Source organism: Acinetobacter sp. UBA6720, assembly GCF_002454215.1.
Classification (GTDB): Bacteria; Pseudomonadota; Gammaproteobacteria; order Pseudomonadales; family Moraxellaceae; genus Acinetobacter.
The window spans coordinates 22938-36881 of sequence record NZ_DKIK01000033.1; the positions used below are offsets into that span (position 1 = coordinate 22938).

11 protein-coding genes and 1 pseudogene are annotated in these 13944 nt (G+C 39.2%); 3 read left to right on the top strand and 9 right to left on the bottom strand.

The features are described 5' to 3' along the window. Nucleotides 1-5: 5 nt before the first annotated feature. The 5 genes from B4F08_RS02950 to efp form a co-directional block, all read right to left on the bottom strand. On the bottom strand, nucleotides 6-962 hold the full coding sequence (locus B4F08_RS02950; protein ID WP_110974746.1) for an AAA family ATPase: 957 nt from the start codon (nucleotides 960-962) through the stop codon (nucleotides 6-8). Nucleotides 963-1084: 122 nt separating this feature from the next. Next, complete coding sequence (locus B4F08_RS02955) at nucleotides 1085-2104, bottom strand: 2-dehydropantoate 2-reductase (protein WP_291373057.1); 1020 nt, start codon at nucleotides 2102-2104, stop codon at nucleotides 1085-1087. A 234-nt stretch (nucleotides 2105-2338) separates the two neighbouring features. Further along, nucleotides 2339-2641 carry a YbdD/YjiX family protein gene (locus B4F08_RS02960; protein WP_086209564.1) on the bottom strand — a complete coding sequence of 101 codons (303 nt, stop codon included), beginning with the start codon at nucleotides 2639-2641 and terminating at the stop codon, nucleotides 2339-2341. 13 nt (nucleotides 2642-2654) lie between these two features. Further along, nucleotides 2655-4757 (bottom strand): carbon starvation CstA family protein, encoded by a 2103-nt coding sequence (locus tag B4F08_RS02965; RefSeq protein ID WP_086209565.1) that lies wholly within the window; start codon nucleotides 4755-4757, stop codon nucleotides 2655-2657. Nucleotides 4758-4925: 168 nt separating this feature from the next. Further along, nucleotides 4926-5495 carry an elongation factor P gene (gene efp / locus B4F08_RS02970; RefSeq protein ID WP_086209566.1) on the bottom strand — a complete coding sequence of 190 codons (570 nt, stop codon included), beginning with the start codon at nucleotides 5493-5495 and terminating at the stop codon, nucleotides 4926-4928. Between the two features lie 312 nt (nucleotides 5496-5807). Between efp and epmB the strand changes: the two genes are divergently transcribed. From epmB to B4F08_RS02985, 3 genes are read left to right on the top strand one after another with little or no spacing between them, the layout of a single operon-like run. Then, nucleotides 5808-6824, top strand: a complete 1017-nt coding sequence (gene epmB, locus B4F08_RS02975; RefSeq protein WP_291373061.1) for an EF-P beta-lysylation protein EpmB — start codon at nucleotides 5808-5810, stop codon at nucleotides 6822-6824. Nucleotides 6825-6838: 14 nt separating this feature from the next. Further along, complete coding sequence (locus B4F08_RS02980) at nucleotides 6839-8584, top strand: GTPase (protein WP_086209568.1); 1746 nt, start codon at nucleotides 6839-6841, stop codon at nucleotides 8582-8584. Continuing rightward, the gene (locus B4F08_RS02985) at nucleotides 8566-10692 is read left to right on the top strand and encodes an EAL domain-containing protein (protein WP_086209569.1); all 2127 of its coding nucleotides are present in this window, start codon (nucleotides 8566-8568) and stop codon (nucleotides 10690-10692) included. The genes B4F08_RS02980 and B4F08_RS02985 overlap by 19 nt, the downstream gene beginning before the upstream one ends. 147 nt (nucleotides 10693-10839) lie before the next feature. Here B4F08_RS02985 and rpmE read toward each other — a convergent pair whose 3' ends face one another. From rpmE to B4F08_RS03005, 4 genes and pseudogenes are all read right to left on the bottom strand, one after another. Then, on the bottom strand, nucleotides 10840-11067 hold the full coding sequence (gene rpmE / locus B4F08_RS02990) for a 50S ribosomal protein L31 (protein ID WP_086209570.1): 228 nt from the start codon (nucleotides 11065-11067) through the stop codon (nucleotides 10840-10842). Between the two features lie 797 nt (nucleotides 11068-11864). Then, on the bottom strand, nucleotides 11865-12836 hold the full coding sequence (locus tag B4F08_RS02995) for a bile acid:sodium symporter family protein (protein ID WP_110974741.1): 972 nt from the start codon (nucleotides 12834-12836) through the stop codon (nucleotides 11865-11867). 168 nt (nucleotides 12837-13004) lie between these two features. Continuing rightward, nucleotides 13005-13406, bottom strand: coding sequence for a lactoylglutathione lyase (gene gloA, locus B4F08_RS03000; RefSeq protein ID WP_086209572.1), 402 nt, complete (start codon nucleotides 13404-13406; stop codon nucleotides 13005-13007). 123 nt (nucleotides 13407-13529) lie between these two features. Then, nucleotides 13530-13944, bottom strand: a pseudogene (locus B4F08_RS03005) (MFS transporter); the annotation flags it as partial.

Consider the following 13944-nt stretch of genomic DNA (forward strand, 5'->3'; position numbering starts at 1 on the left):
TCCTATCAGTAAACTTTGACTTGCTTCAGAAGTTGCTCAGTTTCAGCTTCACCCTGCCCAATACGATGTGCAGTCACTGCGACAAACACAGCCTGTACATCATCTGGGGTTACAAATGAGCGTGATTCTATCAATGCATAAGCTTGCGCTGCTTTTTTTAAAGCCAGTACGCCACGGGTAGATAAACCATGTCGACCTTTACGTGTTTCTGTAGCTAAATCTAAAATATAGTCCAATATTTCTTCAGACAAATAGATCTGCGGCACCATAACTTGTAAGGTAAGGATATCTTGCTCTGAAAATACCGTCATCAATTGTTGGATCAAATCATGACGGGACTGTTGTTGTAATAACGCTTTTTCTGCCTGACGTGATGGATAGCCCAAAGATAACCGCATGAGGAAACGATCAAGTTGTGACTCTGGCAGCGCATAGGTTCCACTTTGAAAAAGAGGATTTTGTGTTGCAATCACCCAAAATGGCTGTGGTAGCACATAACGACTTGCATCAATCGTCACTACACCTTCTTCCATTGCCTCTAGAAGCGCACTTTGCGTTTTTGGGCTACAGCGGTTGATTTCATCTGCCAGTAAAATTTGGGTAAAAATTGGACCTTGTTTAAACTCAAACACATGTTCTTTTTGGTTAAACATATTCACCCCAATCACATCACTCGCCAGCATGTCATTGGTAAATTGAATACGTTTGAATTGAAGACCGGCCAAATGTGCTAAGCTACTGGCCAATGTCGTTTTTCCTAAACCAGGCAAATCCTCAAATAAAATATGTCCACCAGCCAAAAGGCTAGATAAAGCCAACTTGGTTTGTTGGTTTTTATCAAGAACAATTTGATTCACTTGCTTGAGGAATTCTTGAATTTTGGGATAAAACGCATTGATTTTCGACTGATCCAGTTTATCTACTTGCGTAGGCGTAATCTTCTTTTCTGTTCCCCAAAGCACGTTGTATGCCCCCAATCAAAATATAAACCAAGGTTTAACATACAGGTTTTTAAACCATACTCAAAGATGAACTTTATAAATATTCAATATTTGCGTTAATAGGTGAGATATTGTTATTAGATCTACTCTCTGGCAGCAGCGTTCAACTGATCTTTCAAATCGCTCGCACTTATTGAAAATGATTGAGGAGATTTCTCAGCGAGTTTAACCAGTTCTATTAATCTTGCATTGATCGGAGCTTGTTGACCAGATTGCTCTGCGAGTTTTAAAACCTCACCATTAATCCAATCAATCTCTGTAAGCCGACCTGCTAGTAAATCATCTTGCATGGATGAGCGAGCCAATGGATCAATTTCTAACATCTTTCGACTTAATAATTTAAATATAGGATTGGGCAAACTCAAAATCTTAGGAATGAGATGTGTAGGAACTGCGGTTAACTTTGCAGGTTTAATCTGAGCATAATCAAGCAGTGCTAAAGCTTCCTGCTGTGCCATTGCCACACATTGACGATATTTACGAATCGACAACTGTTCCTTTAGCGGTTTTTTTGACAAGGCATTGATTGAATTATTTAAATTAAGTAAAAGCTTGGCCCATTGCACAGCAAGCATGTCTTTTTCAAAAACAATATCCAAACTCGATTTTTGAAATAGCTTTTCCAATAGATGTTGATGAGGAAATTGCTTAACACTTAATGCACCCGATGTGCCTTGATGATAATGCCCAGCTTCTTGCGTGGCGACGTTAAAAGGAACCATCCCCTCTAAAATCATCGGTCCTTGCAAAACCCTTTTTAAAATAGGGACATTACTCAAACCATTTTGAAAACTGATGATCAATGGAGTTTTAGACCCTAAATATTCTTTGAGTTCAGATGCAACTTGTTCTGTTGCAGCCGATTTGACACAAATAAAAATCACGTCTGCATCCACAACCTGAGTAGGATCAGTCGTCAGTTTGAGTTGATGGGGCGCAAGTTTGATATTATTGCCTAAATAATCAGTGAGCTCCAACCCAAACTGAGACAGTTCTTGATAAATCCGTGGGCGGCTAATAAAGGTGACATCACTCCCAGCAGCAACCAATCTTCCACCTAAATAACACCCAATACTTCCAGGACCATAAATAAATATTTTCACTAAATTGCCCTCTTCCGAATATTCAGACAATTTTAAGACCTCTCTCCCTACAAAGCTGTCAGATATACGACATCTTCACCTTTGTAGTGAATGTGCTATGTTGGATGATACCTCAGCCCATCCAGCTATCGAATTCAAATAATATAACCCAATCCAGCTTGACGCTTTGCTTATTACATCTGGTTTGCAATAAAAAACGACACCGAAGTGTCGTTTTTTAAGTCACGGACTCAATCAACAAGGGCACTTTTTCATACCGTTACTTGCAGACGGATAACGTGCATCCACACAATGGCGATAAAATGTTTTAGCATCCATCGGCTCTAAATCTGGATGATGTTTTTTCATATGTTCCAAATAGTTGGGATAGTCTGGCACTCCCACCATCAAACGGAAACTTTGTTGCAACCGTTGCCACAGCGTCGCAATTCGAGACCAATTTTTAGGATTGAGAATTAAATCTTTCTGCGACATTACTGTCATTTTGATGATTTTATAAATCATCGTCTTTCCACTTTTGGCAAACTTTAGATTCATCTAAATTCCCCTTTTAATGTCCAGATTTTGAAGGCTGAATGTCTTCAGGATCACGATAAATCGCTTCAGCTTCGTGCACTGTTGGGACAGGGCTTGCAAGCGCACGGCGAATGACCTTAATTGCAGCAAACAACATCACAATCGCCACAATCATAAAGAATCCACACAGTGCCGCATTGATCTGATTCGATAATGCAACCGTTTGCATTTCAGCTACTGTTTTTGCTGGTGCTAAAATTTCATTATTTGCAATCGCTTTGTTAAAACGTTCAGCCTGCGCTAAGAAGCCAATTTTTGGATTTTCATGGAAAATCTTTTGCCAGCCCGCAGTCATACAGGTCACTAATAAGAAAATTGTTGGAACAATCGTGACCCAAACATATTTTTCTTTCTTCATTTTAAAGAGGATTACAGTACCTAACATTAGCGCCATGGCAGCAAGCATTTGGTTACCCACACCAAACAGTGGCCATAAGCTATTGATACCACCGAGTGGATCCACCACACCTTGATAAACGAAGAAACCCCAACCTGACACAGCAACCGCTGTACCCAACAAGTTTCCAAAGAAGTTATGTGAGTTTTTCACCGCAGGAACCACAATACCTACAGTATCTTGCACCATGAAACGGCAAGCACGCGTACCCGCATCAACCGCTGTTAAGATGAACAGTGCTTCAAACAAAATAGCGAAGTGATACCAAAATGCCATCATTTCACGACTATTGAAAATCTCTGTGATGATATGTGCCATACCAATGGCAAAAGTTGGTGCTCCACCTGTACGCGACAGAATCGTACTTTCACCCACTTCCTGTGCCAGCAAAGTTAAAGCTTCTGGAGTAACCACAAAACCAAGATTTCGTATTGCTTCAGCGGCAGTATCAGCACTTGTTCCAATCAATGCTGCTGGTGAGTTAATTGCAAAATATACACCTGGTTCTAATACTGCAGCACAGATCAAGGCCATGATTGCAACAAAAGACTCCATAAGCATACCGCCATATCCGATCATACGAATATCGCGCTCATTATTGACCAGTTTAGGAGTCGTTCCTGATGATACTAGAGCATGGAAACCTGAAATTGCACCACAGGCAATGGTAATAAATAAGAATGGGAACAACGAACCTGCAAACACAGGACCTGTACCATCAATAAATTTAGTAATCGCAGGAAGTTTCATCTCCGGCATGGCAAAAATAATACCAACCGCTAAGCCTGCAATCACACCAATTTTTAAGAAGGTTGATAGATAATCACGTGGTGCAAGCAACAGCCAAACAGGCAATGCTGAAGCCACGAAACCATAAATAATCAATGCCCACGTCAATTGAGTACCCGATAAGGTGAAGAATTCACCCCAATATGGATGTTGTGCAATATCTCCACCATAGACAATGCCCAGCATCATCAACACGAAACCAATCACAGACACTTCTGCAATCTTACCCGGACGGATAAAACGCATATAGATTCCCATAAAGAGCGCAATTGGAATCGTGGCTGCAATACTAAATACGCCCCATGGACTGTGTGCAAGTGCCTTGACCACCACAAGCGCCAAGACCGCTAGGATAATAATCATGACCCCCAATGCACCAAGCATAACCACAATGCCGGCAAAGGTTCCAAGTTCTTGTTTTGCCATTTCCCCGAGTGAACGTCCATCACGACGGGTAGAGATAAACAAGACTAAGAAATCTTGAACCGCACCTGCGAGCACTACACCCACAAGTAACCAGATGGTGCCCGGTAAATAACCCATTTGTGCTGCTAAAATAGGGCCAACCAATGGTCCTGCACCTGCAATCGCTGCAAAGTGATGTCCAAACAATACACTCTTGTTGGTCGGAACATAATCCAAACCATCATTTAAACGATGTGCAGGTGTTAAACGGCGTTCATCCAGTTCAAAAACTTTAGTTGCTATAAATAAACTGTAGAAGCGATAAGCGATGCTATAAATACAGCCCGCAGCAAGTACGAGCCAGATGGCATTGACATGCTCACCACGACTTAGTGCCAAGATCCCAAAAGAGACTGCACCGACGATGGCTACCAGTAGCCAAATGATTTTTGAAGTCAGAGTCGACTTCGGCTGAACAGATTCCATTTCAATCCCTCATATTTGTTGCATTCAATCAGCGTATTTAATTATTCGAGGTACTGCTGTTTTCCTTTGCGACTTTACTCTGCATCTCCTTGTTTTGATCTAAGACTTTGGCATAAAAAAAGGGATGATTCACATCATCCCTTCCGATAATAGTCTATTTTTAAACCATTATGCACGTTCTAAATAATCGCCTGTACGCGTATCTACACGAACGCTTTCTTCTTGCTGTACAAATAATGGAACACGCACTACAGCACCTGTTTCCAATTTTGCTGGTTTACCACCACCACCAGACGTATCACCACGTACACCTGGATCAGTTTCAACAATTTTTAAAACAACAAAATTTGGTGGGCTAACCGTTAATGGCACGCCATTGAACAACATAATGGTACATTTTTCATTTGAATCGTCTTTTAACCATTTAGCAGCATCGCCCATTGCTGTTTTATCAGCAGCGATCTGTTCAAATGATACAGGGTCCATGAAGTTCCACATTTCACCATCGTTGTACAAGTATTCCATTTCTACTTCTACGATGTCAGCCGCTTCCAGAGAATCACCAGACTTAAATGTTTTTTCTAACACTTTACCAGAACGTAAATTACGTAGTTTTACACGGTTAAATGCTTGACCTTTACCTGGCTTTACATATTCATTTTCCATGATAGAACATGGGTTACCGTCAAGCATAACCTTAAGGCCTGACTTGAAATCATTCGTAGAATAATAGGCCATGACTGGCGCACTCCAAACTAACTAACTTAAATATTTATGTCTTAATCTTAAGCACTAAAACGCTGAAACGCTTAGCTATTAAGATAGGGCATCTTTTTTGATGCCTCGTATTGTAAATGAGCAAGGCGTTATGAAGCAATGAAAATCCACTGCCTATACGCCGTAGATCTTGATAAAATAGCGCTGTTTTGTCTGTTTATGTGTTTTGAAAACATCTTTTTTGAGCCATAGACACCTCAACAACTCGTTTCAGCATCATTACTTTTGATAGCGTAACTTCCTTTTATCTAGCATTTGATCCCTTTATTTGGCATGACACATTATTTGTACCAAGAGCAAAATTGGCAATCTCAGCTCAGTGACTTAATTACCGATCCTTTAGAATTACTTCACGTTTTAGAGCTTTCTCCTGAGCAACTGCTGTCGGGTGCCCTTCTCGCTTCGACCCAATTTAAGCTCCGTGTTCCGCGTGCTTTTGTGGCCAGAATGCAAAAAGGCAATCCTCTTGACCCACTCCTACTGCAAGTATTGCCCCATCACCTTGAACTTGAAGAACATCCTGACTTTGTGACAGATCCACTCGGTGAAGAAGAAGCCAATCAACAACCCGGTGTTTTACACAAATACAAAACTCGCTTTTTATTGACCTTAACTGGAGCTTGTGCTGTTCATTGCCGTTATTGTTTCCGTCGACATTTTCCCTATCAAGAAAACCTACCAAAGTCAGAAGATTGGATCAATATTCAAAACTACATTCGGTCACAACCTGACATTAATGAAGTCATTTTGAGTGGCGGAGACCCCTTAACCCTGTCAAATCGCAAATTAAAAGTGTGGATTGAGCGTTTAGAAAGTCTACCTCAACTTAAATTTTTGAGAATTCATTCACGAGTTCCTATCGTAATCCCCAACCGTGTCGATGAAGAGCTAATTTCCATCTTAAAAAACAGTAGGCTGCGCATTATTCTAGTGGTACACTCAAATCATGCATCGGAATTGGATGATTTGACCTGCCGACAATTACAGCAATTAGTCGCAGAAAAAATCACCGTTTTCAATCAGGCGGTTTTATTGAAAGGGGTCAATGATCATGTTCAAATTTTGACAGATTTGAGCTACCGTTTATTTGATGCAGGGGTTTTGCCCTACTATTTACATGTTTTAGATAAAGTAAAAGGTGCGCACCATTTTGATTTAAACCCGCAGGACATTGATTTTCTTTATCAAGCATTATTGGCGAACCTACCTGGCTATCTGGTTCCCAAATTGGTGAGGGAAATTGCGGGAGAAAAGAATAAGACACCACTTTTCGGGGTTTCAACTTTTTGAGTTAAATAATAACGATGATGACGAGTACTTCAGATATCTTCCAAAAGCCAACTGAGTTAAAGTTGGACAAGCTTAGTTTCTGCCCAAGCACAGTCAAAGGCTTACAAGAATGGTTGGCGAATTTATCCATTTTGCAATTGGGCGACTCTTCTCGTTCTCTATTTCAAGCTCTCCTTGAAGTTTCAGAACTTCAAGTCAGCGAAACACTTCGCTTTGACTTAGTTCAAGTTCTTCATTCAAATTTAGAAAATGTACTGACCAGCTTAGAAAAACACTTTTTTAATCAGGGTTTAATTACCACAGATCGCAATGACCACATTATTGAGCTTGCCTTATTAATGCGTAGTCATTTTGCTAAAGTGTATATCGACATTGCAAAACGTGTTTCTCAGCAAATCACTCAAAATAAATTTTCCCTTTTTGCATTTCATCAAAAAAAGAATCTGCAAACTGCACGCACCGTGTCAAGCTACTATGCGTTACAGCAACTATCTTTGTTGTTATATCAACAGCATTTACTGTACAGCTCTCCTATTCCGGGACAATGGCTCGCTGCACACCAACTATTAGATTCAGCCATTCAAAATAACTTCTACCTGACCAATATCAATCAGGTTCAAGGGACGCAGCATCAACTTAGCAATATTAGCCAAGCTTATGCACAATTGATTTTATTAGATATTTTTAATACGCACCAAATTCGCCCAGGTGAAATTCAAGGTTTATTTTTGTGTAGCTTTGATTGGGCAAAACTAGTACAAATTCTGCCGAAAGAAACGACCTTATCTCGCTATATTGTCGATGCGTCGAAAGACTATCCTCCAACTTATAATTCTCAAAAGAATAGTCACATACAACCCAATATTTTTATTTCGACGCAAGCTTTGCTTGATCATTTGACAGAGATGCAAACCAAACGCGCTGAACCACTGTCACGGGATGAAAAGATTTTTCTTACTCCTGCGTTGCATTTCCATATTCATAATTTATTGACCAATAATATTGAACGTAAACATGAACGTTACGAATATTCAGCTCAGTTACAAATTTGTTTTGGCTTGTCTGTAGCGCATTTCTATTTATCTAAAGGCAAGAATTTTCACGAAACTTTAGAGCTCGAAGGAAATTATAATTTCCAGAATGAAAGTCACGTGATCAACTCGATGAATAGCAATATTCCTGTTGAAACGAGTACCGTTCGTGTCATTGATCGAGAATCTAAACAAATTTATCCAGCTGAAGTACTTGATATTAGCGTCAATGGTTATCGTATACGCTGGACAGGCCCAACACCTGCACACCTCAAAACAGGTGAATTCATTTTGGTTCAAGAAAATGCACATAGCCAATGGCGTGGCGGTGTAATTCGCTGGATTAAACAATCAAGCGAAAAAAGTTTAGAACTCGGTTTAGAAATCTTGGCACAAGACCTCTTCCCTTGTGCGGTCATGGTTAAAACAGACCGTCATAGCCAGAACTATCAGCCCGCCCTATTAGTTCAAACCTCACAGCTTGATGAAGTCCACACCAGCTTAATCGTTCCTGGTTCTAATATGTACCGTGAAAAGCAGACCATACATTTACGCTTAGGCAATCAAGATCTTAAAATTTATTTAGTCAAAGCTCATCTAATTACACAAAGTTTTATTCGTTTTGACTATGAATTATTAAACGATCAACAAGAACCTCTGGTTCAAAGTTTTATTCAAAAGCAAATGAATGCTATTAAAAATCACGATTTATGGGAAGCATTGAAGTGAGAAATCCATTATTGTCTAAAAAGTTAAAACGTACGGAAACACGTTTACTCATTATTGATGATAATCAGATCCGTTATAACCAAATTCGTGACCTTTTAACTTCTAGTGATCATCAAGTCCAAGCAACTTTGCTCGATGATTTACAAAATTTCGAAAAGCAACTTCACCTATCTTGGGATGTGGTCATTTTTGGTCGTGCATATGACTTAAAATACGAACAAGCCTTGACTCTAATTCACAATTCTAAACAAGTGAATTTACCTTTAATATTACTCAAACCAGATGACTATCAAGACAATCAATACGCAAATTTTATTCGTAAGGGTGTCTATGACATTTTGGACTTAAACCAAGCTGATCCCTTTTATTTAGGTTTATTACGCGCCTTAGCATTAAGTCGTTTATCTCAAAGCCAACAGCAACTCATGAATGAGCTTGAAACTGCACAAAATCAGGCGCAAGCTTTGGTCGAAGAAAGCAATAAAGCTGTCGCATTAATTCAAGAAGGCATTCATGTTTCAGCTAATGCAGAGTATCTCCAACTGTTCGGCTTAAACTCTGAGGACGATATTATCGGTCAACCTTTGCTCGATATTATTCAACCTCAAGATGTAAATGACTTTAAACAGCGATTCAAAAAAATTTCGCAAGGTCAATTTGACCTAGGTGCATTTGAAGTACATACCCTTAATAGCAAAGCCCAATCTAAGAATCCATTAAAAATCGAGTTCTTAGCAGCTCCTGAAGATGATGCCCTTCAACTTACAATTGAAGTTGAATCTGAAATCGCCACCACCCCAACAACACCGAACGAAAAACAGCCTATAAGTCCAAATATTTATCAACAAATTAACCGCAGTCTGACCAAGCAACCCTCAGATCACAATGCTTTGGTTAGCTTTGCTCTCAGCTCGTGTCCAGATGAAATTTTTAATGCCAACTGGGCAACCACGCGCGATTATTTCAATAATATTTACAGCTTTTTAAACGAACAGACTCATGTGCCCCTGTTCAAAGCGGGTGGACAAACGATTGTGGGATTATTCCAAGCAGAGTCCCAAGCCAAACTTGAGTCTAAGCTCATCGCCTTAAATGCACTAACTAAACCACAGCTGATTACTGTTGATCAGAGTAGCTATCCTGTGAATTTGCGTATTGGATACACTTTGTTAAAGGGTGAAGTTTCAAATCAAGACCAATTTGAAAGCTTACTCTGTACTGCATTTACAACTTCCTTGCCAACCAATCAAGACGATTGCGAAATTGACCAAAAAACAAGTATCAGTATGCCCGTAATGGAGTTCATCAATCCGACGGTTAATGAAACTCTCGAAACTGAAAAAACAGCAAACGAACCAACGATACTTAAAGCCTTACATGTAGCATTGGACCGTGGTGAAATTCACCTCAAGTACCAACAGCTCTATGATAAAGAGGATACCAATTTATACACTTACGAAGTGACTTGTGGTTTTATTTATGGCAACACATGGAAAGATCTTTCTTGTCTTAAAGAGTTAAGTGAAGACCCTGAACTGTCTATTAAACTTGATCGTTGGATTTTAGTTGAGTCATGCAAACAGTTACATAATTTTATTACTCAATATCCTGAGGCAAAACTGATTGTAAACTTAAACAAAGCTGTCCTCTTTAATGACCGCTCATTCCCTGAGTTTATTGCCAAACTCATTACGATTGTCCGTAGCAAACTCAGTCATCCAATTATCTTACAATTCTCAGAGGATGACATCAGCCAAAATCTTGCTGAAGCGCAGAAGTATATTGCTCAACTTCGTCAATACGGCGCTGAAATCTCAATTCGTGACTTTGGCAACACCATTTATAGCGAATCTATCCTACGCCAACTTGATATAAACAATTTGACTCTGCATGAAAACTTAACTCGTATGCTCAGTAGTGATGCCAACACAGAAGAATTACAAGAAAAAGTTGCGGTCTATCATCAATTGAAAAACATTCAAATTATGTTGCGTGATCTGAATGATATGACTTCGTTTGCTAATGCGTGGAATGTCGATGCCCGCTTTATTCAAGGCGACTATTTCCAGAAAAAACTGGATCATCTGATTGACGTGCAAGATCAGTAAAGCTTAAAGCTAAGTTCTCTACCTCTAAACTTTAAGACTCCTAGATGGAGTCTTTTTGTTATATGGTTGAACTCTAGGAGCTATAACTTTATAGCAAAAAGTATAGACATAAAAAAACGGGCAAATGCCCGTTTTTTTCTTTTGCTCTTAGTCGCGTTTGATAGAACGTGACATGCCAGCAAAACGTTGTTTGAACTTGTCGATACGACCGCCAGTGTCAACGTTCTTTTGCTTACCAGTGTAGAATGGGTGGCAAGCTGAACATACGTCTAGGTAAACAGTTTCTTTACCAAGTGCAGAACGAGTTTCGATTACGTTACCGCAAGAACAAGTAGCAACTAAAGTTTCGTATTTTGGGTGAATATCGGCGCGCATCGTCGATTACTCCATAAAAGTTAAAGAAGGTTTTGCTGTCATCGCAATTGATCACTCTCAAAATTGAGGAAAGGCCCACTTAATTAAATTAAGTTGCAGATCAACACCATAACAGACCATTCTTTTGGCCCACCGAGACGGATACCGTCAGAGCTAAGCACAACAAGTGGGCGACATTATAACTGAAATAGATCTATTAATAAATAGATCATTTTTGGCTTTGAGCTTTCTTCTGAGCTGCGCTTTTCATATAGTTAATATATTATTTTTCTAGCATACGTTGAAATTCAGCTTCATCAAAATGATTGAGTCGTTCAATCAAAAAAGGACAATATTTTTTAGTATTTACTTTTCGTATGGATGAAGACATCACGTCCAACATGTTTTGTATTTCTTATTTAAACATAGGATCAATTGATTGATCCATTTCAGTCTCTTGAAAGATGCTTACGCCATTATACTTGATATCTTTTCCTGCTTTTACAGTATTCAGCAACTTCTGTCTCACAACTAAATAAGCATGCTCCAGTTCCAACATTCATCTGTGGTTGATTTTCTCTACAAAAATTTAACATGAGTTGCAACGACATTAATGGTATTTTTTCAACAATATCTCAATTTGTTCTCATGTTTAGGTCTTAATTTACAAGGCTGATATTACTATAACCAACAGAAAAATATATGTTTTTTATTATCTTTATAACTTTATTCTCTAATATATTTAATATAAAAAAGTGTTCAACTGTGTTTAGACATTTACAAAAGCTAAGTTCAGAACTTAGCTTTTGTAAATTTTATTATTCATCCGTACTTTGTTTCGCCCAATAATTAGCAATAATTCCACACACCATCAGCTGAATTTGATGAAAAATCATAATCGGTAGAACGATCATCCCCAAAGGCTGGCCAATAAAGAGGATCTGTGCCATTGGGACACCGCTAGCTAAAGTCTTTTTAGAGCCGCAGAAAAAAATTGTTTTCTGATCAGCACGGTTAAAGCCTAACCAACGTGGCAGAAATAATCCCAAAAGCATAACAATCGTCAGTAACACTGAACAAACGACAATCAGAATCAGCAGTGTACTCAGGCTGACTTCTTGCCATAAACCCGCCACCACAGCACCACTAAAAGCACCATACACCACCATTAAAATCGAGCCCTGATCAAATGCTTTAACGATGCTCGGCATCTTTTGCATATACGGGAAAACATAAGGTCTGAGTATTTGGCCTAGCACAAAAGGCACCAAAAGCAATAAGGTAATTTGAAGAATAGAGGATGTTGGGTCAAAACCATGTTCTGACTTGCCTAAAATAAAAAAGGCCACCATTACAGGAGTAATAAACATCCCGATCAAATTTGAAAATGATGCACTACAAACCGCCCCCGCCACATTCCCTTGCGCAACCGAAGTAAACGCAATAGAAGACTGCACTGTCGACGGCAAAAAGCACATAAACAAAAATCCCCAGTACAATTCTTGCCCAAGTAGTGGCACCAATACAGGTTTTGCCAGTAAACCTAAAATAGGAAAAAGAATAAAGGTAAAGGCAAACACCAAAGCATGCAGTTTCCAGTGCATCATGCCCTGAATCACTGCTTCACGGGATAACTTAGCACCATGTAAAAAGAATAATATGGCAATCGCAACCGTCGTAAGTACGCTAAATACACCTGCAGCCTGACCAGAAATTGGAGCAAAGCTAGCTAAGAGCACCATAACAAAGAGTAATAGCGTAAACCGATCAAATGCCAATAATTTCAACATACCAACATCCTGTCATTCCTCTAAAAATGAAAAAGCCCAGCGACTCATTTACCTTTGGGTAAATTCATCTTACTGAGCTATATAAATAAAGCTAGCATTTACAGGATATGTTCAATATTTTTTTAATTAATACTGAAAATTTTTCTCTGTTCATTGCCGAGCCACCGCTTAATTATTACGCGCATTGTTATCTTGCTGAATGAGTTCAATTTTATAACCATCTGGATCTTCAACAAATGCAATCACCGTAACTCCACCTTTCATTGGACCTGCTTCACGCACGACATTGCCACCGCGTGCTTTGATTTCCTCACAAGCTTTATATGCATCATCTACAGCGATAGCTATATGGCCATAAGCATTGCCCAATTCATAACTATCCGTATCCCAGTTATGTGTCAGCTCTAAAACTGTATGATTGTCTTCATCGCCATAACCCACAAATGCCAAAGTAAAACGACCTTCTTCATAATCTCGCTTACGAAGTAAAGTCATACCAAGCACTTCAGTATAGAACGCCAAAGATTGTTCTAAATTGCCTACACGTAGCATGGTATGTAACATGCGCATTGGAATTACCTCTTGATTTTGTTTCAGCCACCCAATATAGGCAATGCTGCTCTATATTTCAAATCTCAGCCATAAAAAAGTAGCCACAATGACTACTTTCTCATTTCGATATAAATAGATGCTTTAACTTTGTTCAGCAGCATGCTCACGTAGAAGTTTCGCCACCCAAACCACCAAAATTAAAATAGGTATGCCAATCAGTGTCGTCATCAAGAAAAAATTTGGATAGCCAATATTCGATACAATCGTCCCTGAGTATCCACCTAAAATTTTAGGTGTTAATGTCATCAAAGAACTAAAAATTGCATATTGAACAGCAGTAAAAGACACACTGGTTAAGCTTGACAAGAATGCAATAAATGCAGCACCTGCTAAACCTGATGCCAAGTTGTCGACAATAATCGCAAAATAGAGCCATTTTGAACTATATTCTTTAATCACCTTTCCTTTAACTTCTAACTGCCCATCAACCGCTTTGTTCAAGTTGATTGGTTGAAGATCAACATCTAAAGTCGAAGAGTTCACAGAAGCAGTGTCC